The sequence below is a fragment of the Shewanella sp. ALD9 genome, assembly GCF_002836315.1.
Taxonomy (GTDB): Bacteria; Pseudomonadota; Gammaproteobacteria; order Enterobacterales; family Shewanellaceae; genus Shewanella.
Map to the genome: position 1 here is coordinate 439090 of NZ_PJCD01000001.1, position 25233 is coordinate 464322.

The 25233-nt window shown below is 41.7% G+C and carries 27 protein-coding genes; 14 read left to right on the forward strand and 13 right to left on the reverse strand.

Translation table 11 applies throughout. The annotated features are described in order from the left end of the window. Window positions 1-393: 393 nt before the first annotated feature. Window positions 394-1224, forward strand: a complete 831-nt coding sequence (locus tag CXF88_RS02045; protein WP_101085115.1) for a DUF6236 family protein — start codon at window positions 394-396, stop codon at window positions 1222-1224. Between the two features lie 241 nt (window positions 1225-1465). Here CXF88_RS02045 and CXF88_RS02050 read toward each other — a convergent pair whose 3' ends face one another. Continuing rightward, window positions 1466-1957, reverse strand: a complete 492-nt coding sequence (locus CXF88_RS02050; protein WP_101085116.1) for a DUF1097 domain-containing protein — start codon at window positions 1955-1957, stop codon at window positions 1466-1468. 539 nt (window positions 1958-2496) lie between these two features. Between CXF88_RS02050 and metF the strand changes: the two genes are divergently transcribed. The 8 genes from metF (at window position 2497) to CXF88_RS02090 (ending at window position 9122) form a co-directional block, all read left to right on the forward strand. Next, window positions 2497-3381, forward strand: a complete 885-nt coding sequence (gene metF / locus CXF88_RS02055; RefSeq protein WP_011638965.1) for a methylenetetrahydrofolate reductase — start codon at window positions 2497-2499, stop codon at window positions 3379-3381. 214 nt (window positions 3382-3595) lie between these two features. After that, window positions 3596-4183, forward strand: coding sequence for a c-type cytochrome (locus CXF88_RS02060; protein WP_242445086.1), 588 nt, complete (start codon window positions 3596-3598; stop codon window positions 4181-4183). 10 nt (window positions 4184-4193) lie between these two features. After that, window positions 4194-5312: a c-type cytochrome gene (locus CXF88_RS02065; protein ID WP_101085117.1), complete on the forward strand. Its 1119-nt coding sequence runs from the start codon at window positions 4194-4196 to the stop codon at window positions 5310-5312. Between the two features lie 179 nt (window positions 5313-5491). Continuing rightward, on the forward strand, window positions 5492-5788 hold the full coding sequence (locus CXF88_RS02070; RefSeq protein ID WP_101085118.1) for a cysteine-rich CWC family protein: 297 nt from the start codon (window positions 5492-5494) through the stop codon (window positions 5786-5788). A gap of 54 nt (window positions 5789-5842) precedes the next feature. Continuing rightward, window positions 5843-6208: a cupin domain-containing protein gene (locus CXF88_RS02075; RefSeq protein WP_101085119.1), complete on the forward strand. Its 366-nt coding sequence runs from the start codon at window positions 5843-5845 to the stop codon at window positions 6206-6208. Window positions 6209-6436: 228 nt separating this feature from the next. Next, complete coding sequence (locus CXF88_RS02080) at window positions 6437-6970, forward strand: SRPBCC family protein (protein ID WP_101085120.1); 534 nt, start codon at window positions 6437-6439, stop codon at window positions 6968-6970. Between the two features lie 204 nt (window positions 6971-7174). Then, a complete protein-coding gene (locus CXF88_RS02085) occupies window positions 7175-8539 on the forward strand; it encodes a sodium:alanine symporter family protein (protein WP_101085121.1) in 1365 nt (454 codons plus the stop codon). A 184-nt stretch (window positions 8540-8723) separates the two neighbouring features. Continuing rightward, on the forward strand, window positions 8724-9122 hold the full coding sequence (locus CXF88_RS02090) for a hypothetical protein (RefSeq protein ID WP_101085122.1): 399 nt from the start codon (window positions 8724-8726) through the stop codon (window positions 9120-9122). A gap of 44 nt (window positions 9123-9166) precedes the next feature. Here CXF88_RS02090 and CXF88_RS02095 read toward each other — a convergent pair whose 3' ends face one another. From CXF88_RS02095 to CXF88_RS02110, 4 genes are all read right to left on the reverse strand, one after another. Continuing rightward, on the reverse strand, window positions 9167-10276 hold the full coding sequence (locus CXF88_RS02095; RefSeq protein WP_101085123.1) for an ABC transporter permease: 1110 nt from the start codon (window positions 10274-10276) through the stop codon (window positions 9167-9169). An 11-nt stretch (window positions 10277-10287) separates the two neighbouring features. Then, window positions 10288-11259 carry an ABC transporter ATP-binding protein gene (locus CXF88_RS02100; protein ID WP_101085124.1) on the reverse strand — a complete coding sequence of 324 codons (972 nt, stop codon included), beginning with the start codon at window positions 11257-11259 and terminating at the stop codon, window positions 10288-10290. Then, complete coding sequence (locus tag CXF88_RS02105) at window positions 11256-12227, reverse strand: HlyD family efflux transporter periplasmic adaptor subunit (protein WP_101085125.1); 972 nt, start codon at window positions 12225-12227, stop codon at window positions 11256-11258. The genes CXF88_RS02100 and CXF88_RS02105 overlap by 4 nt, the downstream gene beginning before the upstream one ends. A 139-nt stretch (window positions 12228-12366) precedes the next feature. Beyond that, complete coding sequence (locus CXF88_RS02110; protein ID WP_101085126.1) at window positions 12367-13719, reverse strand: flavohemoglobin expression-modulating QEGLA motif protein; 1353 nt, start codon at window positions 13717-13719, stop codon at window positions 12367-12369. A 234-nt stretch (window positions 13720-13953) separates the two neighbouring features. Here CXF88_RS02110 and CXF88_RS02115 point away from each other — a divergent pair, with 234 nt between their 5' ends. Then, a complete protein-coding gene (locus tag CXF88_RS02115; protein ID WP_101085127.1) occupies window positions 13954-14931 on the forward strand; it encodes a PDC sensor domain-containing protein in 978 nt (325 codons plus the stop codon). A gap of 84 nt (window positions 14932-15015) precedes the next feature. Here the strand turns inward: CXF88_RS02115 and CXF88_RS21960 are convergent, their stop codons facing one another. From CXF88_RS21960 to CXF88_RS02140, 5 genes are all read right to left on the reverse strand, one after another. Further along, window positions 15016-15192, reverse strand: a complete 177-nt coding sequence (locus tag CXF88_RS21960) for a hypothetical protein (protein WP_011638952.1) — start codon at window positions 15190-15192, stop codon at window positions 15016-15018. Window positions 15193-15632: 440 nt separating this feature from the next. Then, window positions 15633-16319, reverse strand: a complete 687-nt coding sequence (locus CXF88_RS02125; protein WP_059745699.1) for a TorF family putative porin — start codon at window positions 16317-16319, stop codon at window positions 15633-15635. A 395-nt stretch (window positions 16320-16714) separates the two neighbouring features. Beyond that, on the reverse strand, window positions 16715-16987 hold the full coding sequence (locus CXF88_RS02130; protein ID WP_011638950.1) for an HU family DNA-binding protein: 273 nt from the start codon (window positions 16985-16987) through the stop codon (window positions 16715-16717). 155 nt (window positions 16988-17142) lie between these two features. Then, window positions 17143-17940, reverse strand: a complete 798-nt coding sequence (locus CXF88_RS02135; RefSeq protein ID WP_011638949.1) for a response regulator — start codon at window positions 17938-17940, stop codon at window positions 17143-17145. Window positions 17941-18062: 122 nt separating this feature from the next. Then, entirely contained in the window at window positions 18063-18461 is a 399-nt protein-coding gene (locus CXF88_RS02140; RefSeq protein ID WP_242445080.1) for a hypothetical protein, read from the reverse strand. 66 nt (window positions 18462-18527) lie between these two features. On the opposite strand from CXF88_RS02140, the gene CXF88_RS02145 reads away from it, so the two are divergent. Both CXF88_RS02145 and CXF88_RS02150 read left to right on the forward strand, forming a co-directional pair. Further along, window positions 18528-19037, forward strand: a complete 510-nt coding sequence (locus CXF88_RS02145; protein ID WP_101085130.1) for a DUF4240 domain-containing protein — start codon at window positions 18528-18530, stop codon at window positions 19035-19037. A gap of 221 nt (window positions 19038-19258) precedes the next feature. Continuing rightward, window positions 19259-19783, forward strand: a complete 525-nt coding sequence (locus tag CXF88_RS02150) for a DUF3016 domain-containing protein (RefSeq protein WP_101085131.1) — start codon at window positions 19259-19261, stop codon at window positions 19781-19783. Here the strand turns inward: CXF88_RS02150 and CXF88_RS02155 are convergent. Both CXF88_RS02155 and CXF88_RS02160 read right to left on the reverse strand, forming a co-directional pair. Continuing rightward, entirely contained in the window at window positions 19778-21523 is a 1746-nt protein-coding gene (locus tag CXF88_RS02155) for a GGDEF domain-containing protein (RefSeq protein ID WP_101085132.1), read from the reverse strand. The two genes, CXF88_RS02150 and CXF88_RS02155, sit on opposite strands and share 6 nt — an antisense overlap. Before the next feature lie 417 nt (window positions 21524-21940). Beyond that, window positions 21941-22249 (reverse strand): prephenate dehydrogenase, encoded by a 309-nt coding sequence (locus CXF88_RS02160; RefSeq protein WP_101085133.1) that lies wholly within the window; start codon window positions 22247-22249, stop codon window positions 21941-21943. A 52-nt stretch (window positions 22250-22301) separates the two neighbouring features. Between CXF88_RS02160 and CXF88_RS02165 the strand changes: the two genes are divergently transcribed. Then, window positions 22302-23210: a TraB/GumN family protein gene (locus tag CXF88_RS02165; protein WP_101085134.1), complete on the forward strand. Its 909-nt coding sequence runs from the start codon at window positions 22302-22304 to the stop codon at window positions 23208-23210. Between the two features lie 97 nt (window positions 23211-23307). Here CXF88_RS02165 and CXF88_RS02170 read toward each other — a convergent pair whose 3' ends face one another. Continuing rightward, window positions 23308-24075 carry a methyltransferase domain-containing protein gene (locus CXF88_RS02170; protein WP_101085135.1) on the reverse strand — a complete coding sequence of 256 codons (768 nt, stop codon included), beginning with the start codon at window positions 24073-24075 and terminating at the stop codon, window positions 23308-23310. Between the two features lie 268 nt (window positions 24076-24343). Here CXF88_RS02170 and CXF88_RS02175 point away from each other — a divergent pair, with 268 nt between their 5' ends. Further along, window positions 24344-25210 carry a MaoC/PaaZ C-terminal domain-containing protein gene (locus tag CXF88_RS02175; RefSeq protein ID WP_101085361.1) on the forward strand — a complete coding sequence of 289 codons (867 nt, stop codon included), beginning with the start codon at window positions 24344-24346 and terminating at the stop codon, window positions 25208-25210. Window positions 25211-25233: the final 23 nt, after the last annotated feature.

The window sequence follows — 25233 nt, forward strand, 5'->3', positions numbered from 1 at the left end:
GTGGCGCTTCGCCCACACCAGAGCAAAGGGGTAAAGCGCTTGTACCCCTTTGCAAACCCTCAGCGTTCCGGCAACATTTTCTGAGAAGCGAAAAGGTCGCGACGGAAATTGATTCAGCTTTTAACTTCGTTTTAATCCAGCCTCGGCCCACTTTATTAATAAAGAGTGAAAATGCTAACGCTTCCGATGGGGCGTCCCTTCCCCTCGAAAGCTAACCAGACATCCATGTCTGGATTCACGCTATTTTCTTCAACGGCCTCAATGTTATTGAATCCTGAGATTTAGAGTGAGTCTGAATAATTTAATTAATTTATATCAATAAGATAGTAAATGTAGGCTGATATTAATCAGCCAGATTTTAGTATGATGTAAGTGCTCTAGTAGGAGTTCAATATGAGTAAAAAAGGAATTGTAGTTTCCCCACCATTTACACCCATTTATACTGGTGGAGTTCGCTGTGGTGGTGACCCCGATCCAATTGAGCTACGAAAGTACTTAATGTATTGGGATGAAATCGATTACCCAACAAATATGCTTATTTATATAAGCTCTCCTGAAATTGACTACTTAGAGTCAACTAAAAATATTAAACGCACTGTTGTTACTTTTCAAGGTGGTATCAATACGGGTAGAGGTGAGTTTTTTATAAAAGCCCAAGAAGCCGCCTTTAGACAAAACCAAGTAAATGAACCTGGATGTTGGACTATTGCTCAATTAGCAGACATTCCTTTTTATTCACAGCAAAGCGTAGGCATTGGTGTCGAGGTTGAACTTTACGACATGTTACCAGTACCAAGTGCAGGAACACCTTTAGCCGACATATTAGAATTTAAAGCCAAAAGAAGAGATGAACTTCTTGCTTTTCGATGTCATATGGATGAAATAAACGAAACGATACAAAGTTCAAAAGATATCCCTCGTGCCAAAAACTCTCAAATAGCGCGTCTTGAATTAGCTCTTAAAGATATTGATAAAACTATTGGTGAATCGGGAATTAAGCGTGTAACAACTCATCTGAAAAACATAATTAATACTGACTTTTCTGGCATCGTTGGAGCAGGTTTAGGAAGTGCTGGAATTTCAGCCTTAATTGGAATGAGCCCGTTAGTTGCAGGGGTTGCGGGAGCAGGATTAGTCTTTGGCGTTAAAAGTATAATTATGCCTTCAAATCAATGCCCATCAGATTTAAATTATATCAATAGTATTAGGAAAAGTTTTCGTTAAACAAACTGCTAACAAAAAATCAATTAGATGTTGTAGGCATCTCGCTTTTCTATACAATTTTAGCTCATCAATACTTAGCTAATTATTTTTGTGTTGAGTTGGTAGGTTTTCTTTAAGGCCACAAAACATGCCCCAAAAAATTGTTGATGAATATTTAAAGATTGGCCCAGTCTTTAGTTATCTTTATTTACTCGCAGCTAACCAATATCCCTAAGGTGACACAATCTAAGCCCTTGGGTGCTTAGGCTTCTTCTACTGCGTCATCTTTTAATGATTCAGCTGTTTTATCGGTTAACGTTATTAATAGGCCTGTGAGTAGGCTCATGCTGTAACCGAGTACGGCGCCGATAATAAGTGGTGGAATGATAGCGGCTAGATCAGCATTTAAGGCAAAAGTGATGCAACAACCGATAAAGGTGCCGGGAATAAAGGCGAAGTTTTTATTACTGGCTTGTAAGCACATAAATGCGGTGACAATGCCTGTTAATGCATAGCTGATCATTGGCGAACCTAGAACACCGCTGCCTGCAATAATTAACCAGCCCCAGAATACACCGGAAAGATTGGTCATCATCGCCATCATCATGCCTTTAGCGCCAGTTTCCGTTTGAGCGAAAAAGGTACTGCAGCCCAGAAAGCCGATCCATGTCACGAGATGAAATACATCAGCAAGACCAGCCCAAACAGCTGCTAATAAACCAGCAGAAATTGCAATTTGCCAACGATGCGCCATGGTTGCCTCACAAAAGATTAAAATTAGAACGGTGAGTTCTAAATTTAGCACAATAAACTAAATTTAGGCAGTTAGGTTTTACAAAAGTCGATCCAGTTCGCAAATAAAAGCAACTGCTAATAAAACCAAACGTTATGCAACTCGATAATTGTCAGAGAGTCATCATGTCTATCGCACATTAACATCAGATATAGTCACTAATGCTATTAACTTTGTTAGAACCTAAGTGTTAGCGCACTTTTTAAAAAATAATTGGAACATTATCAAATGACACTGTTTGCAGGCTGATGAACAAAAAGCCTGCAGATAGATGAACAAACGGCTGTTTTCAGCCGTTTTATATTGTCTATGATTTAGGCCTAGCGTTAATGTGATTATTACAAATTGCTTATTGATGGTTTTTTAGCTTGACTTAGTATGCAGTTAAACTAGTATATGGACATATAGACGTCCAAACGGCCAAATGATTTAGGTTAAGTTAATCATTTAAGCTGATTGGTATAGACTCCTAAGTGTTACAGAAGTTAAAGGAATACATTATGGCTTTTCATCATGCACAACATGCCCAGTCGTTAAATCAGAGCTTGTCTGAGCTGAATGATATTAATGTGTCTTTTGAGTTTTTTCCGCCATCAACGCCAGCAATGGAAGAGATTTTGTGGAATTCTATTCGTCGTTTAGAACCATTGAACCCTAAATTTGTATCAGTAACATACGGTGCCAATTCTGGTGTACGTGACCGTACTCATAGCGTGATTGAACGTATCCAGAAAGAAACCAATCTACTCGCTGCGCCGCATTTAACCTTGGTTGATGCTAGTGATGAAGAATTGGTTGAGCTGGCAAAGCATTATTGGAATTCTGGTATTAGAGACATCGTGGCATTGCGCGGTGATTTACCTGACGGTAGCCCAAAACCAACTCGCTTTGCCAATGACTTAGTGCGTTTACTGCGCTCAGTGGCCGACTTTGATATTTCGGTAGCAGCGTATCCTGAAGTGCATCCTGATGCGCGTAATGCGCAGGCTGATTTAATTAACTTAAAGAAAAAGATTGATGCGGGTGCTAACCGCGCCATTACTCAATTTTTCTTTGATGTTGAATCTTACTTACGTTTTCGCGACCGTTGCGTTACAGCTGGTATAGATGTTGAGATTATTCCAGGGATATTACCTGTGACTAACTTTAAACAAACTAAGCGTTTTGCTGGCATGACCAATGTCGCCATTCCACATTGGTTACATCGTCAATTTGAAGGTTTAGATGACGACCCTGCAACACGTCAGTTAGTGGGTGCCAACGTTGCTATTGATATGGTGAAAGTATTGTCCCGTGAAGGTGTTAAAGATTTCCATTTTTATACGCTTAATCGTGCAGAATTAACGTATGCCATTTGCCATACATTAGGCGTGCGTCCAAAGTAGTACAGTGTAAAATTCACTCAATTTAAACCCCGTTAATGGTTCCATTAACGGGGTTTTTGTTTAAATATTCGACGTTTGCCGTATTCTTTTTTGAATATATTTAGCCTATGGTGGTAAGACAATAACCAATAACCAATAACCAATAACGAATGACTAAAGAGGTGTGATGATGAAAACATCCTTTTACAAGCTCGCTGCATTGGCTGGCATAACGATGCTAACTGTTATGACCGCAGAAGCTGCAGAAACAACTTCCCCACAACTGCCGGTTCCTGCTGCGGCTCAGCTATGTACTTCTTGCCACGGTGTACAAGGTCAAGGTATCGACATTATTGGCCCTCGTTTAGCAGGCTTATCTGCCGATTACATCAGCAATCAACTTGCGTTATTTCATGCAGGTAAACGTCAAAATCCAACCATGTTAGCAATGGCTGCAACGGTGCAAGGTGACAATATTGCTGTGGTAGCGCAATATTTTAGTCAGCAACCTGTTGCTGACATTCCGCTCCAATTTCGCGGTGACAAGGTTGGTATTAGCGATCCGTTCGAAAAATTAGCCTTTCAAGGTGACTGGTCACGTACCATTCCAGCATGTGTTAGTTGCCATGGTCCATCTGCCGTGGGTGGCGGGCAGTTTCCTCGTTTAGCGGGGCAGCAAGCCAGTTACCTTAAAACCCAATTATTAGCCTGGCAAGAGGGCTCTCGTACAGGCGATGCTGATAACATGATGGGCAATATTGCGCTGAAATTAACGGCTGCCGAAATCGATGGGTTATCTCAGTTTTTTGCCAATATAAAATAAGGACATGGCTATGAAATTATTATCGCTATTGACCATTGGCGCTCTGTTTAGCTTGCCTTTACAGGCCGATGAATTATTGACCGAAGTTCCGGCTAAGCCTACTGCGGTAAAATCGTCAGAGTCTTCGACGACACTACCCGATCGCCAAGCTGCATTACCTGCGCTGGAGAAAAAAGTTGATGCTGTTTATCTTCAACCCGCACCATTAACTGCTATTCCCGAGGGGGATTTTGGTGACAAGGTTCGGTTAGGTTATCAATTGTTTGTTAACACCCAACAGCTACGAGACAAGTACGTTGGCAATGAGCTCAATTGTGTTAACTGCCATATGAATTCAGGACGACAAGCTAATTCGTCGCCTTTATGGGCGGCATACTTTGCTTACCCTGCTTATCGTAAGAAAAACGATAAAGTAAACTCTTTTCAAGAGCGCATACAAGGTTGTTTTACCTATTCAATGAACGGTAAAGCTCCGGCGGCAAACTCTCCTGAACTTGTGGCAATATCGGCCTATTCTTACTGGTTGGGCATGAGCGGATTAATGGATCAATACAAGGTTGCAGGCCCAGTGCCTGAGTTGTCTGATGTGGAGTTGGTTAAAGGCGGTAAACGGGATGATTTCCCAATGCCAGCAGCTATTGCTAAACATTTGGATACTGCAGCGTTAAGCCAGCTTCCTGGGCGCGGCTATCCGAAAACACCTCAACCTGAACTGGCTTATTCTCCTGAACGTGGTCAGGCAGTTTATCAAGCACATTGCCAAGTGTGTCATAGTGAAGATGGCCAAGGACAAGTGATTGCTGGTGTTACTGCATTACCACCATTATGGGGAGCTCAAAGCTATAATTGGGGCGCAGGCATGCATAGGGTAAATACAGCTGCTGACTTTATTTATGAAAATATGCCGTTAGGCAAAAGCGTGCAATTAACGGTTCAGCAAGCTTGGGATGTAGCGGCTTACCTTAATTCGTTTGATCGGCCACAAGATCCTCGTTTTAACGGTGATGTGAGTAAGACTCAAGCCACCTATCATAAGCACCAAGGATATTATGGCCAATCCGTTGCCGGCAAGCCTGTTTTGGGCACGGCTTCGTATCCGGTTTTCCCGCTTAAAAATAATATAAAGTAATCATATTTGCTTAGTCTAAACCATTAATCTTTGTCAGTTATACCCATTAAGTTAACGCTTAATGGGTATTTTTATTGGTTGTTAATTCATTTTCAGAAATGTAATACGCAGAGCGCTTATTGAGCCGGATGCTAAATGTCAGTATATTCAGTCATCATCATCACCATATAGGCTTGGCAATGACATTATTTACTTCAGCAGCACAATCGTGCCCACTTTGCCAGCAAGCTAACGGTTGTGCGATGGAGCAAGGATTAGCCATTGATGCATGCTGGTGTGCTAAGCAAACGTTAGACATGCCATTGATTATTGAGCAGTACAAAGCCGCATCTACTTTGGTTGATTTACCTAATGGCCAATGTGTTTGTCAGTCATGTATGACTAAATTAGCGCAACAATTCAACACAGACCCCGTTGAAACTTATTCACCAGAACCAGAACCAGAACCAAAATATGAATCAGAACTCAAACCATAACTATAGCCATAACTATAACCATAATCATAATGACCATTCATTAGGGGCGTTTCTATGCCAACGAAAGTGATCAATTTCAATGACAAGTTCTCTTTGTTCGACCAGCATTGGTCTCCTCGTGTAATTGCAGAAATGAATGACTATCAATTTAAATTGGTTAAAGTCGAGGGTGAGTTTGTTTGGCATGAACATGCCGATACTGACGAAGTGTTTATTGTAATGGAAGGAACGTTGCAGATCGCTTTTCGCGATCAGGACATTACGCTTCAGGCAGGGGAAATGTTTGTTATTCCTAAGGGGGTTGAGCATAAACCCATGGCGAAAAAAGAATGCAAGATCATGATTATCGAACCTCGAGGTGTCGTCAATACGGGTGAGATAGATAGCGATCGAACTGCGTTAAATGATCAGTGGATATAAAGCAGACCCTTTCTGGTCATTTATGACAGACCTCTGCTCATGCGATCGCATTTCAAGCAATAGCCGCTAGTGTGACGTCAGCACGATGTTTAATGAGAAGCTATTGTTAACCCAATGTTAATTTTTATTGTTAGCCTGCTGTTAGTCGGTATACTGAGGAGATTGCGTGTTGGCCATTAAGCCAAAAAGTCTGACATATAACGCTATGTATACTAGAGGATAATAATAATGCTTAGAAAAATTCTCGTTGCTGTCGCGACTATTATAGCGATCCCTTTTGTTGTCGCCCTATTTGTTCAAAAAGACTATTCAGTCACTCGTACTATCATCATAGATAAACCGATTTTCGAGGTTTTTGATTACGTTAAACATCTAAAAAACCAAGATAATTTTAGTAAGTGGGCGCAAATGGATCTCGAGATGGTGAAAGCCTACCGCGGTACCGATGCGACAGTAGGCTTTGTGTCTGCTTGGGCAAGTGAAAACCCGGATGTAGGTGTTGGCGAGCAAGAAATTATTGCCATAGATGAAGGTAAACGTATCGATTTTGAATTACGGTTTATTTCACCCTTTGAAGCGACCGAGCCTGCCTATATGAGCACTACAGCCGTTAATGCTAATCAAACTAAAGTTGATTGGGGTTTTAGTGGCCATTTTGCTTATCCAACTAACTTAATGTTTTTGTTTATCGATTTTGAAACCATGATAGGTACTGATTTACAGCAAGGTCTAGAGTCATTGAAAGTGGTACTCGAAAAATAATTTGTATGTGCATGAGCTAATGAATCATCTTGAAGATGATTCATTAGCTCATGCAGTGGCTTGCCATGGTTAACTTAATCGGGGTAATCTAAAAAATGCAATCGTTGCAGTGGAGTTGGGCCACCGTAACCATAATAAAAATAACCAAACATCTAATAATTATAATATTCGACATAAGTCATTACTCATTATGAGGTTTTTTACATGGAAGCAGTCACGCAATTTGTCAGTATGATTAACAGTATAGTATGGGGCGTTCCCATGCTGATTTTGATTTTAGGGGTCGGGCTGTTTCTGTCGATAGGCTTAAAATTTATGCCTATTTTAAAGCTGAATCGAGGTTTTAAATTATTATGGTCGGGTCGTCAGGTTACTGATGAAAGTGAAAAAGGTGATGTCAGTCCGTTTAATGCTCTCATGACTTCATTATCGGCCACCATTGGTACGGGTAACATCGCTGGTGTGGCTACGGCGATTTTTATTGGCGGACCCGGGGCATTATTTTGGATGTGGTGTACGGCGCTCGTGGGTATGGCGACTAAGTTTTCGGAAGCTGTACTGGCGGTAAAATATCGTGAGACAGATGCTAACGGTAACCATGTTGGCGGCCCGATGTATTACATCAAAAATGGTTTAGGCAGTAAATGGGCCTGGTTAGGCACTGCATTTGCTCTGTTTGGATCTATTGCCGGTTTTGGTATTGGTAATACTGTACAAGCTAACTCAGTCGCTGATGCAATGAGCAGTAACTTTGGTGTACCTAATTGGGTTACTGGTGTGGTGTTAATGGTGCTAGTGGGTGCGGTACTCATGGGTGGTATTAAACGTATTGCTGAAGTGGCGGGTAAGTTAGTGCCATTGATGACGGTATTTTATATTACCGCAGGTTTAGCGGTATTGGTTGTATATGCAGACGAAGTACCTGCTGCTTTTATGTTGATTATTGAAAGTGCCTTTAACCCAGTAGCAGCTCAAGGTGGTTTTGCGGGTGCAGCGGTATGGGCTGCGATTCGTTTTGGTGTGGCACGTGGGGTATTTTCAAATGAAGCGGGGTTAGGGAGTGCGCCAATTGCTCATGCGGCGGCGCAAACTAATAACCCAGTGAAACAAGGTTTAGTGGCCATGTTAGGGACGTTTATTGACACGCTCATTGTGTGTTCAATAACGGGCTTGGCGATTGTAGTTTCTGGTGCGTGGACATCTGGCGAAAACGGCGCTGCATTAACCTCTCTTGCATTTTCACATGCTTTGCCCATGGGTAATTATATTGTGGCCATCGCATTGGCTGTGTTTGCCTTTACCACTATTTTGGGTTGGAGTTTTTACAGTGAAAAATGTATTCAATACTTATTAGGCGATAAAGCCGTAAAACCATTTCGTCTAATCTGGACCTTGGTTGTGCCTTTGGGTGCTGTAAGCTCATTAGAGTTTATTTGGTTATTAGCCGACACGTTGAATGCGATGATGGCAATTCCAAACTTAATTGCGTTAGTGCTATTAAGCCCTGTGGTATTTGGCTTAACCCGTGAATACTTTATCAAGCAACGCGCACTAAAAGCCAAAGCATAGAGTGAGTAAATCGTGTGGGTAAATAGTGCAGGTGCATTGTTAGGATAATTTGTTTGGCTGAATCGCTTGGCTAAATCATTCAGCAATCGCCGGATAATGGCACCGAGTAATATAATTCAACAATAATAATAGCTAAGCGTGTTTATCAGTACATTGACAAACATGCTTTTTTAAAAGGATTTTTATGAAGCACGTTTTTTTTACTGCCTCTGTTGCAGCTATCTTGAGTGCGGTGTTAGTGTCGGGTTGCTCTAACCTGTCACTGCGAACCAATGCGGGTACAATTGCGCTAGGCAATGCCACAATAGCTGGAGTTGATACCTACACCTCAGCAGAAATGTCTAGGTTCAAAGCACAGTTTCTTGGCGATGTGACCACGTCATATTGTGAAAATTCATCGGATCCTGAAAAGTTAGATGATCTTCCAAGTTTGTCTTCAATGACTAAGTCACTCAAATTACAAGTGACTCAACGAGGCGGTAATGCCATTGTGTTGAAGCAATGTGGCAAAGTTAATTACCCGTCTTGTGCTGTTTATTTAGAGTGTAACGGCGAGGCATATGTCATCGACCGTGGCTTATAACTAGACCCATCTTTCTAGCGCCTATTGGAGTCATGCAATAGGCGCTAATCTAATCGTTTACTGAATCGCATCGCTGCAATCCATAATCCAATGACTGTAAAACCCACCAGCCATAACACATCGCTAATTAACTCACCCAACGTCGCCCCTTTTAACACAATCGCTCGGATCACCCGCATAAAATGGGTCCCTGGTAGTGCTTCAGCAATCCATTTGGCTGCCGTCGGCATGGCTTCTAATGGGGTGATAAATCCAGAGAGTAATATGGTCGGTAATAATACAAAAATGGTCATTTGCATGGCTTGTAGCTGGGTTTTTGCAATAGTGGAAATGATTAACCCTAATGTCAGACTCGCGGTAATAAACAGTAAAGTACCTAATAATAAATGACTGATAGCGCCATTGATGGGCACTGCAAAAATAATATTGCCCAAGCCCAAAATAATGGTCATTTGCACTAAGCCGATGACGATGTAGGGCAATATTTTTCCAATCATTAGTTCTATTGGTTTAATCGGAGTGGTGATTAATAATTCAAGATTACCGCGTTCACGCTCACGAACGATGGCTGATGAAGTAAACAGTACCATGGTCATGGTCAGAATGACGGCGATTAAACCTGGAACAATATTTACCGCTGATCGCTGCTCCGGATTATAAAACAAGCTAACTTCAAACCGAGATTGGCTGCTGGTTTGCTCCGGTACAATATCGTTGAGCGATAGGTTTCGTAGTTGCTTTATCGCGCCAGCAATCATGGTGTCTGAACCATCGACTATCCATTGGCCAATCGGTTCATTGCGAGCGATTTTTTCGTTCAAGGTAGGCGGTAAAATTAATGCCGCTTTAATGTCGCCACGGCGAATAGCAGCCTGAGCTTGCTCGGCTGTGGTGAGATAGGATGTGACTTCCACTACCTGGGTGACTTTTACCGCCTCGACTATCCAGCGCCCTGCTGCTGAGTCACTTTGATCAACAATAGCGACTGGTATTGCCCGTACATCAGTATTGATGGCATAGCCGAATAACAACAGCTGGATCAGCGGGATCATTATCACCATAGCAAAGGTAATTCGATCGCGCATAAGCTGCTTAACTTCTTTAGCGGTAATGGCGTGAATGCGCATGTAGCTATGGCGAATACTGTTCAGCATGTTGTTAGCCCTTATGTTGCTTCATGGGAGGCTGGAACACGCTGTCCAGTATGACTGACAAAAACGTCTTCAAGATTAGCGCTAACCAAGTGAATATCTTGCAGGTTAACGGGGCGATTATGCTGTTGGCACTGATGCAGTAGCCAAGAGATAGGATCTGCCACTTGTTTGCTGACCAAGACCCGTAATCTATGGCCTAACTGCGCCGCAGAGGTCACTTCAACGTGACTGATTAATGCTTGTTTTAACGGCCTTAAATCAGTGGTGTTGATTTCAACCACATGGGCATTGATGTTATCCATTAATGCTTTTGGCGTGTCATCCGCTCTGATCCTGCCTTTTTCCATAATGGCAATTTTATGGCAGCGTTCGGCCTCATCCATATAATGGGTAGTCACTAAAATACTGGTGCCTTGTTCAGATAAATCGAAAAGTTGCTCCCAGAAGTCACGCCTGTTTTGTGGATCAACGGCTGAGGTGGGTTCATCTAAAAACAGTAACTTAGGTTGATTTAAACAGGCGCAGGCAAGGGCCAATCGTTGTCTTTGTCCACCGCTGAGGGTGCCAGCCAGTTGATGTTGATACTGGCTTAGCTTGTAAGTGCTTTGCAGCTGATCAATGCGTTTTTTGCAGGTGCTACTGTCGATACCATAGATTCGGCCAATAAATTGCAGGTTCTCTGTAACCGTTAAGTCATCGTAGAGGGAAAACTTTTGGGTCATATAACCAATGTTATGGCGTAATGCTTCAGCCTGCTCCGGGATGGCTAACCCCATGACATTGATGGTGCCTTCGGTGGGAGTGAGTAAACCAGTTAACATTCTAATGGTGGTTGATTTACCACAGCCATTTGGGCCTAAAAAACCATAAATGTTGCCTTTCGGCACCAATAAATCTAATTGCTCGACCGCAGCAAAGTCGCCAAATTTTTTGGTGAGGCCATGAGCTTGAATTACCCATTGTGGGTCTACGGATGGTGTCATTTTTGTGTCGGCAATATAACTTGGGCTGGTATGCCCGTAGGTAGCTCGCTGGCCGAACTGTCTAAATTGACTTCAGCTAAAAAGGCTAATCGTGACCGATCTGATTGATTAAGCGCATAGTAGGGGGTAAATGCTGGTTCAGTACTTATCCAACGCAGTGTGCCGTTAAATGTGCCGTCGATACCATCTACACTGACCGACAACGTTTGGCCAATGTGAAGTTTGGCAGCATAGGGTTCAGGTATATACACTCTGGCGTAGGGCGCTGCATCAGCTTGAATAACTGCAACGATAGCACTCAGTTGGACGCGTTCGCCTACATTGTAAGGTAAGTTATCCAGCTTACCGCTGCGAGTTGCACGAATGCTTAAGTCGCTGTAAACCTGCTGCTCGTAACGTAGGTTGGCATTGGCAGCATCGAGTGCCGCTTGTGCTTGAAAAATATCTTCTTGGCGAACACCTTTGATTAATATGGTTAGCCGGTCGTTGGCGGCGTCATATTCTGCATTGGCTTGATCGCGAAGCGCTAAAGCACGATCGCGTTCTGCTTCACTGACTAGATTTTTTAATAATAAACTCGCGCTGCGTTGATAAGACTTTTGTGCTTCTATTTTGGCGGCGTTAGCACTTTTTAATGCCGAATTGGCACTGGCGATATCTTCAGGGCGCTCGCCATTGGTGAGTTTTAGTAAGTAGGCTTGGGCTTTGACCACTTCGGCTTGCATTACCGCTAAGCGCGCGGCTTGTTTTTGGGTATCAAATTGGACTAATAAATCACCGGCGTTGACTTGCATGCCTTTTTTAATGGGTTGTGCAGTAATGATTTCTGCGGCGGTTGAACGAAGAATGACTCGATCGCGCTCTAAGGTACCTAATGCTTGTGAAGGGGTGGCTGGGGTGCAGCCACTTATTAATATCAAGCTGGAGAATAACGTTGAAAATAACGCTGAAAATAGAATGTGTTTCATAGTAAGTCTCAACCATCGTGGTCATTACACTATAGCAAACTTGTCGGGTAACAATGCATTAGCTTATTTGATGATTGCACTTGTAAAGCCAGCTAAGTGTGACCTATGCCACACTTAGCGAGTTTCCTTTGTTTACTCTTTATTCGAAGTTGTTATCAAATTCTGAATCTTCAAATAAGTCGACAGCAGAAGTCGGGACAACATTTTTGAATTGGCGTGCAAAATGACGTTGCACCCCTTTTAAGTCGATATTGCCGATACCAGACGCAAAACCAAACCAAGCATACAGACCGCTAATGTCTTCAAACATTGGGGGTAAATATTTAGGGTGGGCAATAATGCCTTCTTGGTAAGCTTGATACAGAACAGGAATGTCTTCGATGGCTAATTTACCCAAAAACAGCATTGGGATTAGTTCTGGTAAACCTGTGCTGATGGCGCTACGAATAAAGTTAATGTTTTCAACATAACCGCGTACGTAGGAGATATCTTTAGTGAAAAAGCTGCCACCACCAACCATGCCACCACGAAACACCCGTTGAGTAACACGATAACTGTCTTTTGAACTCAGGTTGAGATTTCTAAAGTATCGATAGACTTCAATAAAGTCGGCACCTTGTTCTGCCATGTCGACAGCAGATACTCGATCGCTAATTCGACGAGCACGGCCTGGATTTGAGCTTAATGTCAGCATTTCCATCAACACTGCTAAGCCTTCCTGCGACGCTGTCACTCGTGGTGAACCAACACTGAGCCAAGTTGCATGTGGTTGCGCCCGACCATTAAGTGTGGTGCCCACATGCACCCAGCCTTCGTGCACTTCATATACATTGAGATCCGATTCGCTGAACATGGCGCGGGTATTGAGCTTAACGGTATCGCCACCTACTGCCGCATCAGAGACAATACCATCGCTCAATTTAACGTGAATTTCATCATTATGAAAATACTTCACTAAGCGTTCGCTAAGAATATTTACCGCTTCTGGGGCGGTAACTATTTTAGGATGACGGCTACTCATGTGACGCGCTGCTGGCAGCGAAAATATATGGCTTAAGCGATCGCCCAGTTGGCGTACCGTATGACGATCGCCATGTAATTTGTCGCTCGCACTGCCGTATAGCTCTTGGCTGAGTTTACCAAACATTGGCTTGCCGCGGTTATGCAGCATGTCTATTACTATTCGATATTGGTCAATGTTAGCCAGTAAAATTTTACCTAGCTTATCGCGTTTGCCTAAACCTCGCTCAACGGCATTTTTTAACCCTTGTAGGTCGGTCTGGGTCTGATCTGCGTTAAATGATAAAGGAATCGATTGATAGAAATCATTACTGACGTTGGGTAATTCTTTGCTTTGTTTGGCTAAAAAGTCATCTTCAACTTGTCTTGGCCATTTTATCGAATCCAAAATTTTAATCGGTGCTTGGATGCGAATTAATTCATCAGAAAAACGACGAATATCTTGTTGATAACGCAATAAAGAGTCAGACATTGTCTTTTCCTAATCTTGAGAATGTTGTAAGCAGTATTAGCACTTATATTAGCAGATGTTGATCGCAAAACGGCAATGAAAAAATACCTCAAATGTAGCACTGTTTTGGTGCGACAAATCAGTTTATATCGCAACCCCTTTTAGTCATATTATTTAAGTCTATAAAAATTATAGATTATTTATTTGGCATTAAAACTGCTTTAGCTAAAGTAGTCTTGATTAAAAGGAAAACCTATGGCAGCGATGAGCTATTTAAGTGTGATTGAGCGTTACCATGAATATGAACACCTGGTACACGAATTATTAGAATCGATTTTGATCGGTGTGGGAGACATTAATCTATTCGAACAGCCTATTTCAGCTAAAATTTTTGAAGACATGGCGATTAGTTATCCCTTTGTGGAACTCATTTATTTACTTGATCAGCAAGGGATGCAGATTTGCCCTAATATCAGTGTCATTAATCAGCAAGTTAAGCTAATGGCTTGCGGTCATCATGCTGACCGAAGTCAGCGACCTTATTTTACTCAATTGACTGCCATCGACACCGTTCATATCACTCGACCTTATTTATCTAACTCCGGTGGTGGGCTGTGTTTGTCGGCATCACAAATGATTAAATCGGCCTCTGGACAAGTGGTTATTGTGGTTATTGATGTCAACCTAACACGATTGATCGAGTTTATGATGGGCGACAGTGCTCGGCGTAAAATGTCACCGTTTTTTAAAAGCATTTATGCTGCGATTGTACTGTGTCTGTTTGTGTTGGTGAGTGTACTTATGTGGACCGTGATCCGCGATATTTATACCTTATTTAGCCAAATATCTGCGACCCATGATCCGCTACAGCCCTTTGGTATTATCATTTTTCTTACATTGGCATTAGCTATTTTTGATTTGGGTAAAACCATTTTGGAAGAAGAAGTGCTTATGCATAAAGATATCTTCCGCCACAGTTCGACCCGAAGAACGATTACGCGGTTTATTTCGACCATTTTGATCGCGATTTCAATTGAAGCTTTGCTGACCATGTTTAAAGCGTCGCTGGGAGAAAAGCAATATATTGAACCAGCCATTCTGATGATGTTGGCGGTCGTTGGGCTATTGGTTGGGTTAGGGATATATGTGTACTTAGGGGCCAAAGCTGAGCTGCTACTCACACAAACACAAGCCGGTAAGCACACTAGGCGCGTACAAACTAAGAGTGAATAGGCGATTAATTAGCGCTTAATAGTGTTTAAGTTCGCTCGCTTAAAATAGACAGGGATAAACGACATTAGCGTTTATCCCTATTTTTTAGAAAAAGTCGTCGTCACCAATCGCTTTACGTAATTGAGCTTGTTCGAGGAAATCTTCTAACCTGCGTTTTACTTGGCGTTTATGTTGTAATGTTTCTGCGGATTTAACGTTTCTAGGCGTTGTCATCGCGTCCATTTCTGTGTCATCAGGCACTCTTTCACTAAGATTAGCCATAACAAAACCCTCATGTTGAATAAAAGCGTGGTATTAATTCAATGAGCATTTTCTAACTAAAAAAACCTAAATAGGGAAGTAAAATATTTTTCCTCAGTTGGACAGCTATTTTTACCTTTCTCTTTGAGCTTAGCAGTAAATGTTTTTCTTGCTAGTAAAACAAATTAGCTTGTGCGAAGAGTATGCTTGTGATCAACTATTCTGGATGTGCTGATGTGCTGATGTGCTGATGTGCTGATGTGCTGATGTGCTGATGTGCTGATGTGCTGATGTGCTGATGTGCTGATGTGCTGATGTGCTGATGTGCTGATGTGCTGATGTGCTGATGTGCTGATCGTAGATAATGCTCCGCTTTCAATACAGATAAAAAAACGCCACCTTTAACTAGGTGGCGTCGATATGAACAATACTGCAAAGCGCATATGCGATAGGTTGACTCGTTATAGGCTAAAGCCATATGAGTAGCCTAAAACGACTTTAGCATCATTGTCCGGTAAGTCCGTGTCAGAGGCCATAAATGAGACAGTTCCTAGGTCTGTTTCAGCGCTTAATGTGACATTGTAGTCTGCATAGGTGTCGCCGAATAAATCTTCAACGACATCGCCTTGTGAGTAACCGTAGTGGAACGCAATGCTGAGCTTTTCTGTTAACGGGAAACTGGCATTGGCTTGGATATAGTTCCAATCTGTTTCGTCACTTGCACCTGACACATCAGAATCAGCGTTGATCACTTGAGAATAACCCACATCTAACCATTTCCATCCAAGTACTAAGGCTACTTCCCCAAAATCAATACTGCCACCAGCATCTGGGTAAGCATAATAAAGGTAGCTGATGTCGTAAGTTAGGTCTTCAGTAAAGTTACCGCCATAACCACCATAAAGATCTAATTCGTAGCTGGTTTCATCACCGAAATCGACATTCGATACCCAAGTACCAGCATAAAATCCAGAGTCATGAGCATAGTCAATGCCGCCTTGAACGGCCGCTTCATTATTGGTTTGCGTGGTGCCACGCCATAAGTAGTTCGATGTTGCGCCAATATTGCCAGTGACTTCAGCAAGGGCAGAGCCGCTTAGTAATAAGCCTGTTGATAATGCAATAGCTTGATATAGTGATTTTTTCATCTTCATCCCTTAAAGTTTTATTATCACTGAGGCATTTATGTGTCATTAAATGAGCTCAATGTTGGTTTGTCTGAAGATCAATTAGCGAATCGCATGCCAATATTTTTTTATTATTTAAATTAGTGGGTTATATAATACTGGATCATCTTGTTGCATCTTTGTTGCCGCTAAATGATGCACTAATGCACTTTTATTGTGCAATGATACTTTGGGCTTAGGTATTTGCTTATATTGAGTCGTTTAGCGTTTAGCTGTGCGAAAGAAGGGATTCTGAAGTGATCTATATTGTTCATGTAACTCAGGCATCTGGATTACAGAATAAGCAAAGCTGAAAAATAACCAATAAAAAACCTCCACAGAGGAGGTTTCTATCAAAAAAAGACTGAGCGTAATAATTAATTAACGCTATCTTTTAGTGTTTTACCAGCTTTAAACTTAGGCACAGTAGCTGCAGCGATTTGAATTTCTTTGCCAGTTTGTGGGTTACGGCCTGTACGAGCAGCACGTTGAGTGGTTTCAAAAGAACCAAAACCAACAATAGAAATTTTATCACCATTTTTCATGGCTTCAGTTACCGCTTCTTCGAAAGATTTTAGTGCGCGGCCAGCTTCAGCTTTAGTTAGTTCCGCATTCTCAGCGATTTTTGCAATTAATTCACTTTTGTTCATATTGATATTCTCTGCTTTCCATAGAAGTGTTTTTTAAAACATGAATAACATGCCACAAGCCATGCTGGTTTAAAAGCACTTTATCCCATAAATTCAGTATCTGTAATGGTTTTAGAGCAAAATCAGTACAAATAATGTCTTTTTTGGCTCTGTGGTTATTCTTCTAGCAGTTGGTAAAGAATTTTCTTTACTAACTGTGGTTCGAAAGGCTTATCACATAAGGCGTTAACTCCAGCACTAAATACATTACTTAGGTGGGTGTCATTGGCTTCTGACGATACCATTAGAATGGGGATATGTGATTGTTGACTGTGATTACGGATATATTGCGTTAATGCAAGACCATCCACCGAAGGCATGTTGTAGTCTGTTATCACTAAGTCATACATGTTTTCTTTCATTAGGTTGATAGCTTGCTCACCGTCAACCGCTTCAGTAATCAGTTGCATCCCTAAGTTACCAATAGTGCGTTTAATCACATTACGCGCCATTCGGCTATCATCAACGACTAATACCCTGATGTTATGCACGTCAAAGTGGCTTAAATCCAACTCGTCGTGGCTGAGTAAATCAATGGTCGAATTAAGTGCCGTCGCTAAGTGCTCAGCATTAAATGGCTTAGGCAAAATGGCGACAACACCTGATTGCCTAAAGATTTCGAGCTGTTCACGGCGACACTCACTGGACACCAGCATAAATTGAATATCATTTAACGCTGGAGTGCTTTTGATGTATTGCAGTAGCTCTGTGGCTTCACCATCGACAAAATGCAGTGCACTGGCGATTAAGTCGGGTTTATGGCGTTGAATAATCGTTTTGGCTTCCGCAATCGTTGCGGCAGTTTGAATGCTGCTCACCCCTTCTTGCTGAAGACGCGTAATGATAATTTTACGTTGAGTCTCTGACGGCTCAAGTAATAGGATGGATAATTCACTTGGGGATAAACTAGTCATAATTCACGTTCCACAGATATATTTATTATTATTTTGTTGTTTTAATGTTGCGCGTATGAGCGAATTGTACACTAAAAATGCCCTAAGGATGGCAGTCAAACCAGAGTAATAGTGTCTTATGCTTACTTTTTAACGAGATAGTCTCTCGTCACGTTAGACAATCCAACCCACCATTGAAATACCACCACGCTCAACAGTAACAACCACAGTGGGATCAGTGGTATGTCATAACCTTGAAACACAAGTTTTACGTCATCAGGGGTGATTTGATAGGCAATGATTGCTGTTGTGGTGATAGCTGTAAGTCCGAGAGTTTGTAAGCCTACGTAGCTAATCAACAGTACTTTTGTCCATGCAGCACGTCTGATTAAACCAATGAATACCGGTATCACTCCCAGTGTTAATAAATCATATGCTTGATATGTTGTTGCGCGCCAAATAGCAATAATAGTGAGTACAACATACAGTGAGATAAGAAGCATGACTCTAATTGGCATTCGGGGGGCTGTGTTTTGGTTCATATTGATCATCTAGCTGGAAAATTTGAGGTAGAATATCTCACAAAATAGAGCGATGGATACATTTTGATGACAGAAACACATTTTTGGGCGCTGGTAACACGAGATCAACCAGAGCAGTCTTCTGCTGATCTTGAATTGCGTTTACGCGAACAATTGCAACTCTTGGATGATGAAGCGCTAAAGACATTTGATAAAATGTTAGGCCAGCAATTACGCCGTAGTTATTTATGGTCAGTTTGGGGCGCTGCATACATCATTACTGGTTGCGATTCTGACTATGCCTTTGCTGAGTTTAGATGTTTTTTACTGTCGTTAGGTCAGCAATGGTATGACAAGGTTATTGCTAATCCTGACTGCTTGGGTGAGTTAGCACAATGGCCGTTAGTGGATGATTATGCTTACCCGTTTGTTGAAGACTACGATTTAATTGCAGGTAAAATTTACGAAGACCGTAATGGGGATGAGTTGCCGTTTATGCCATCAGGCCAGAATACACCAGTGGGTAAAAAATTCAGCACCAAGCCAAAAGTGATGCGTCAAACCTATCCTTTATTGAGCGCACGATTTCCTTTTTAGTGGGATGAAACTGTTAAGCGTTGGTTCAGCTTAACAGGTCTATAGTTATTACATATGATGCTGGCTAGATGGCTAACATTCAATTTAATGACGATTATCCGCATTGCAATATGACCACAACAGTTTAGACAAACGTTAAACATGACGTGCTGGATTGATTGTTTAACTTACAGTATGAAGCGGTTGTGTTGTAAGCGTCTTAACCCCTTTGGAGGTCTATTATGAACGTAAAATATTTACTACTTGCTCCGGTATTGGTATGCCAAGTTGCCATGGCCGAAGATGCGCCAGAAGCGAACCCTGTTACCGAAGTGGGGCTGGTTAAAATTGAGTGGCAAAATCCAAAAGATTTTCGTGATATTAAAACCTCAAATGAACTTCAGTCGCGCTTTGAAAACCGTTTATTTGAAACCTTAACCAAAAACATCAATAAACAGGCTGAAAAAATCCTTAAGCCAGGGCAGACTTTGCAAATGCAAGTGACTAACTTTGATTTAGCTGGAGACATGCGACCAACATTTGGGGCTACGCCAGGTGATTTACGTATTGTAAAAGATTTATATCCACCCAGAGCGACGTTTAGCTACAGTGTAAATGAAGGTGACAAAGTCATTATTGCTGGAGATGAAAAAATTATCGACATGAGTTTTATGAACAATACGCGTAATTTCAATAACAGACCGTTTCAATATGAAACCAACTTATTTGATGATTGGTTACAAAAAACGGTAGCTCCCAAATTATAAGCTAAGCATTGTTGATTGTTTTTCATGCAGGTAAAATCCATTTGAAGCGATTTTTGCCTGCTTTTTGGCTTGGGCGCTTAACGTTGATATTTGATACTCTGTTGCTTGTTGGGTCACCAATGGTGGTAAAACCCCAATGGATAATGAAACCAAAGGGTATTGGAATTGCAGCCCCTGTCTGTCTTGGGCTTGCATTGATTGTGCTTGCCAGTGATCGCTATTATAAAAACTCATTTTCTGTTGCTCAAACCGTTCAATAATTGTTTGGCAGTTGGCTAGCGTGTCGTCTTGCATGCTTATCATAACAAAATCGTCTCCACCAATATGGCCAACAAAACAATGTTCATTTTGATAAGGCAGCAACAAGTTTGCGACTAACTGAATGACTTCATCCCCACGCCAAAAACCATAAATATCGTTGTAGGGCTTAAAGTGACTTAAATCTAAATAGGCAAGATAGTAAGATTTTTTTTGTAGCCTTAAGCGTTTTAGCTCTTCTTGTATTGGCACGTTCCCCGGCAAATTGGTGAGAGGGTTTGCGTGTCGCGCCATTTTTATTCTATGTTCAGTAATACGTTGTAATAAATCTTTAGTATGGCCAATGCCAATCAACTGCTGATTACGCAAAATAATGAACTGTTGCGCTACCGTGTTGACTGAGTCAGAGGTGAGTAATTTGCTGACATGGGTAAGCGGTTCGTTGGCATCAATGTGTAATACCTTGGTGTCCATTGCCATTTTCGCAGGCCGGTTTTCGTGTAATGCACGGCCATAAGGTGTGCTGAATAGCTCGAGTAATGTGCTGCGATTGACGATACCTAATGGCTTGTTATTTTCGGTTACCACAATGGCTTGTAATGCTGGTTGTTCAGAAAAAGTTTGACTGATTTTTTTTAGTTGTGTGCTGGGAGATGCTTTTATGGCGTTAGTGCATAAACTTTCAGCCGTTTCACAATAACGGGAATTGGGTTGAGCCATGGGAGTGCTCAGTTCACTGCTAAATTGCTGGTTTGGATGGAGCGCTGGTCGTCCGAGAAAGTAGCCTTGGCAATAGGTTACCCCTAACTGTTTTAGGGTGGTGAGCTCTTCATTGGTTTCAATGCCTTCTGCGATCACTTTACAGGTTAAGTTTTGGCATAAATCGACAATAGAGCGGACAAACTCTTGTTTTACTGCGGTGGTGTCTATTTGATGAATAAAATGGCGGTCAATTTTGACATAGTCTGGTGCTAATTCAGACCACAAGCGTAACCCAGAATAACCGGCGCCTAAATCATCAATAGCGGTTAAAAAACCTTGATTTCGATAATGGTTTAAGCAGGATTTTAGCAAGTCGATATCGTCGGCAGGATATTGTTCGGACAATTCAATAACCACATCCGCCGGGTTGATCCCCAATTGTTTAATAAGCTGTAATGTCATGCCTTTTGGATGATTGGGATCGAGCAATGCTTTTGGTGAAATATTAATAAATAGCTTGCCATTAAGCTGGCGCGAGTGAAATGCATTAATTGAAATACTGCGACATAAGGTTTCAAGTTCGCTTAATAAGTTTTGTTTTTCGGCGGTAGTAAATAAGGCGAAAGGGGTGTGTAACGGGCTACTTTTAGGGCCACGACTGAGCGCTTCATAACCGTGCAATTGATTTGTTGAAACATTGAAAATCGGCTGAAATACAGCATCGATAGATTGCTGTTCGATGATGTTGTCAAGTTCACTTACGAGCTGTAAAGCCGTCATCTGTAGGTCTCATTCAATTAATTACCTAATGGCATCGCGTTCGGTATTGTTACCAATGAGAGACAAGTCTATTGCGAAAATATGACAAGATTATGTCATATGATGGAAAGCTCCTAATAAGAAAGTATTAGGGCCTGTTAATCTTTGTTAGTTAAATTTTGTTCGAGATAAAAATGTGTTAATCGAGGCGATTGGTGCCTCGCAATCTAAGCAACTATCTCTTCGAGAAGATGCACTCAACAAAGTGTAAAACGTTTTTAGCCGAATCCTTCTGGCAGCGTTTGTTAGTCATTTCTACTGCGTTGTCGGCTCTTTGTGTAGCATAACTACACTACAAAGCCTCTGCCTTATATAAATGACTAACAATTCGCTGCAAAAACCACTTTGAAAGATCAACAGACCCTACGATCATAGCGATTACTTGGCGAGTTTAAATACTTGTAGTGTTTGTAGTAAGGCCGCAAGCTTTTTGACAAAGGCTTCAAGTGTCTCTGGTGCAACATGAGTGCTGTTCTGCATCGCATCAAATTCTGCAACCATTTCTTGTACATAAGGTAAGAAACGATTACTACTAGTTGTAAAACCTTGATCTTCCGTAAAAATCGCCACAAACTTACCGTGGCCTTCTTTACGTAACTCATCGAGGCGAGCATCTGAATCAATGGCTTGTCTATAGGCGACTTGCAGGTTTTCTTTTATTTGTAGAAAAACATTGGTGTACGGCATAATTGCCTCATAGTGCATGTGCAAAGAATAACGTTAATTATAAGGAGCTGGTATGCAGGCAACAAGAGAAAGTCGGCTTATTTTCAATATCAATTTGATTTATGGTCGCTTACAACGAAATTGCTACGGTTTAGTTGCATTACTGCTGTGTTTTACATCGACATCGGCAGCTGCGTTGGATTCACCGGTATTCTATAAAATAGAGTATCAGCAACAGCAAGCGTATTTATTGGGCTCCATTCATATTGGTCGGCAAGACTTTTACCCATTAGCACAACATATAGAATCAGCATTTAAACAATCGGATGCGTTGGTCGTTGAAGCTGATATTAGCCAAGGCGATACTGGGGCGTTATTGCAACAATATGGTGGTTTGTCGGCAGATATTGCCGCAGACGTTAATGCGACTCGGCAAGAGTATTGTCAAAGTCATCAAACCTTATGCCAAGCACTGGCTCCGTATGCACCTTGGTTGCAGTCAGCGCAAATTAGCATGGGGCGTTTTGGGCAATTAGGTTACAGCGCAGAACAGGGTGTCGACGCTTATTTTATGGCAAATCGCAGTGGTAAAGCTTTGGTTGAGCTGGAAAGCATTCAGTTTCAATTCGAATTAATTTCATCATTTTCAACTGCGACTCAGCTGCAAATGCTGGATGATTCGATTAACGCTAGCGATGCTGAAATGCTTGATTTAATCTACGCTTGGCGCCAAGGCGATAGTAATGCTCTAGCAAAAATTATGGAATCGCAAGCGGGCGATGCTGACGAATTACTCGAAAAGCTGTTGTGGCAACGTAATCACACGATGGCGCAAAAAATCATCCAGTTGTTACAAAGTAAAACCCACAAACAATTATTTATTGTGGTGGGCGCTGGCCATATTGTCGGACAGCAAGCTATTCCTGACCTACTAAAACAGCAAGGAGCAACAATTACTCGCTGTAGCTTTTTACAGTGTTAATGTCGATGTGGTGCCAGTTATTCGAAAGGTAAGTTATTGAAAGTAAGTTATTGAAAATAAGTTGTTGAAAATAAGATACTAAAGCCTGAGTTTATTGTTAAGTCGATTGGCCTACAAAGTGAATGTAGCGCCCAAGCGACAAATAAGGTTCTTGTTGAGAATAAGCCAACTCCATCTCAATCAGTTGATGTTTATCAAAGCCAGGTGGCAGATTATGTTTCAAGTAGTCATTGATAACTCTTACGCCCGATTGACTCACCATCGACAGTTGCCATTGGCTAAACCAAGTGCGGACATCTTCAATATACAGCGGGTGGGTCGGGGTTAATCCGACCTTCTTTTTGACGTTGAAATCACGGTTAACATAGTCAAAATTACCTGATATTAAGCTATGAAACCGTAAAGCTTCTTTATTAAAAAACATCAGAGAAAATAAACCATTAGGCTTTAATAATGCCAGTAAACCTTGCAAGGTGCTGCGGGCATCAATTAACCATTCTGCTACCGCATGGCAGAGAATGACATCAAATTGACCATACTCTTCAACGGTTAATGCTTGTATTGGGCTGTGGATTAACTGTATCGATAATGCAGTATTTGCCGCTTCAATCTGTTGCTGTGCTAGGGCAAGCATTTGCTCAGAAATATCACATAGCACGACATCATGGCCTAAAGCTGCCAGTTTTTGACTCAAATAACCAAAACCGCCACCGGCATCTAAAATACGTAATCTTGGTTTGCCAAGGCTGGCTAAAGCCGGAACTAAGTCGCGCCATAATACTGCAGCACGGATTTCACCTTTAGTGGTACCGTAAATATTTTGGGCAAATTTTTGGCTGAGTTTATCAAAGTTTTTGTCTTGCACTGTATCGGCTGCGTTAGGTCAGTTAAGTCGGATAATTATCTCATTTTGGATTGAAAAAGGTAAAGGTAAATTAGTTGTAGTAAGCGAGTAGTCACAACCATTGTGTCGAGAGTTTGTGAGTTGATGGCATCAATATATGTTGTCGCGACATACTGTTTTAAACGCAAAAAGTAATTAGCGGTTTAGCAACGGCAGGAGTCTAAGGTATAATCATCTATTAACCGTTTTGCAGCACATGCTTTTTGCTGCCTACCTAGGGTACAACATTTTGAGTCACGACTACGCTATCGAATTAAAAGCGATGCCTTCGCTTTTGTCTTTGTATCGCAAAATCCTGTTTGGACGTAAACCGGGATGGAACCAACAACCGCTTCCGAATATTTATGTACAAGCGTCGAATGTGGTGTTGTCGCAAGATAAAATTAGCCAATATGCTGCTGTGTGCAGTTTTGAATATGACGGTATGACGTTACCGCCAACGTATTTGTATGTTTGGGCGTTTCGTTTACATGCGATGATTTTTACGCATAAAGCGGTGACATTTCCGTTACTTGGCATGCTCCATTTAAAAAATAGTATTAGTGTATTACGCCCAGTGCGAGCAGATGAAACCTTAATCGTACAGTGTGAGTTAGCCACAAGTCGCACGACCGATGCTGGGCTTGAGTTTGATTTGGTGTCTAAAGTGTTTGTCGGTGAAGAGTTAGTTTGGCAAGCGCTATCAACTTACTTATATCGTATAGAGTCTGCAGGTCGTCGTGCTCGTCCACCTAAAGCATCAGGTATGGTATGGGAAAACGTTCAACAATGGCGCTTAACCGATGATTTAGGCCGTCGCTATGCTAAAGCTTCTGGCGATTATAACTTGATCCATTTACATCCATTGTTGTCAAAACGCTTTGGTTTTGAGCGAGTGTTAGCGCATGGAATGTGGTCTAAAGCGCGGGTGTTGTCTCAGTTAATGACGTTTGTTGGCGATCGACCATTTCAAGTTGATGTTGAATTTAAACTGCCAGTATTTATGCCGTCTGAAGTGACGTTTGCGTTTGAAAGTATTGAAAATGGTAAACGTTTTGAAATGCGTGATGTTAAAGGCCGCCGACCGCATTTACAGGGCAGCATCACTTATTTATAAGCCCTTTGGTTAGCTAACTTTAT

Coding starts and splice junctions, on each gene's coding strand:
- CXF88_RS02150 (WP_101085131.1), top strand. CDS start 19,259: ATGAACGTAAAATATTTACTACTTGCTCCGGTATTGGTATGCCAAGTT.
- CXF88_RS02135 (WP_011638949.1), bottom strand. CDS start 17,940: ATGACTAGTTTATCCCCAAGTGAATTATCCATCCTATTACTTGAGCCG.
- CXF88_RS02105 (WP_101085125.1), bottom strand. CDS start 12,227: ATGAAACACATTCTATTTTCAGCGTTATTTTCAACGTTATTCTCCAGC.
- CXF88_RS02085 (WP_101085121.1), top strand. CDS start 7,175: ATGGAAGCAGTCACGCAATTTGTCAGTATGATTAACAGTATAGTATGG.
- CXF88_RS02140 (WP_242445080.1), bottom strand. CDS start 18,461: ATGAACCAAAACACAGCCCCCCGAATGCCAATTAGAGTCATGCTTCTT.
- CXF88_RS21960 (WP_011638952.1), bottom strand. CDS start 15,192: ATGGCTAATCTTAGTGAAAGAGTGCCTGATGACACAGAAATGGACGCG.
- metF (WP_011638965.1), top strand. CDS start 2,497: ATGGCTTTTCATCATGCACAACATGCCCAGTCGTTAAATCAGAGCTTG.
- CXF88_RS02050 (WP_101085116.1), bottom strand. CDS start 1,957: ATGGCGCATCGTTGGCAAATTGCAATTTCTGCTGGTTTATTAGCAGCT.
- CXF88_RS02130 (WP_011638950.1), bottom strand. CDS start 16,987: ATGAACAAAAGTGAATTAATTGCAAAAATCGCTGAGAATGCGGAACTA.
- CXF88_RS02065 (WP_101085117.1), top strand. CDS start 4,194: ATGAAATTATTATCGCTATTGACCATTGGCGCTCTGTTTAGCTTGCCT.
- CXF88_RS02045 (WP_101085115.1), top strand. CDS start 394: ATGAGTAAAAAAGGAATTGTAGTTTCCCCACCATTTACACCCATTTAT.
- CXF88_RS02165 (WP_101085134.1), top strand. CDS start 22,302: ATGCAGGCAACAAGAGAAAGTCGGCTTATTTTCAATATCAATTTGATT.
- CXF88_RS02155 (WP_101085132.1), bottom strand. CDS start 21,523: ATGACGGCTTTACAGCTCGTAAGTGAACTTGACAACATCATCGAACAG.
- CXF88_RS02100 (WP_101085124.1), bottom strand. CDS start 11,259: ATGACACCATCCGTAGACCCACAATGGGTAATTCAAGCTCATGGCCTC.
- CXF88_RS02095 (WP_101085123.1), bottom strand. CDS start 10,276: ATGCTGAACAGTATTCGCCATAGCTACATGCGCATTCACGCCATTACC.
- CXF88_RS02090 (WP_101085122.1), top strand. CDS start 8,724: ATGAAGCACGTTTTTTTTACTGCCTCTGTTGCAGCTATCTTGAGTGCG.
- CXF88_RS02075 (WP_101085119.1), top strand. CDS start 5,843: ATGCCAACGAAAGTGATCAATTTCAATGACAAGTTCTCTTTGTTCGAC.
- CXF88_RS02160 (WP_101085133.1), bottom strand. CDS start 22,249: ATGCCGTACACCAATGTTTTTCTACAAATAAAAGAAAACCTGCAAGTC.
- CXF88_RS02080 (WP_101085120.1), top strand. CDS start 6,437: ATGCTTAGAAAAATTCTCGTTGCTGTCGCGACTATTATAGCGATCCCT.
- CXF88_RS02115 (WP_101085127.1), top strand. CDS start 13,954: ATGGCAGCGATGAGCTATTTAAGTGTGATTGAGCGTTACCATGAATAT.
- CXF88_RS02145 (WP_101085130.1), top strand. CDS start 18,528: ATGACAGAAACACATTTTTGGGCGCTGGTAACACGAGATCAACCAGAG.
- CXF88_RS02125 (WP_059745699.1), bottom strand. CDS start 16,319: ATGAAAAAATCACTATATCAAGCTATTGCATTATCAACAGGCTTATTA.
- CXF88_RS02110 (WP_101085126.1), bottom strand. CDS start 13,719: ATGTCTGACTCTTTATTGCGTTATCAACAAGATATTCGTCGTTTTTCT.
- CXF88_RS02070 (WP_101085118.1), top strand. CDS start 5,492: ATGACATTATTTACTTCAGCAGCACAATCGTGCCCACTTTGCCAGCAA.
- CXF88_RS02060 (WP_242445086.1), top strand. CDS start 3,596: ATGCTAACTGTTATGACCGCAGAAGCTGCAGAAACAACTTCCCCACAA.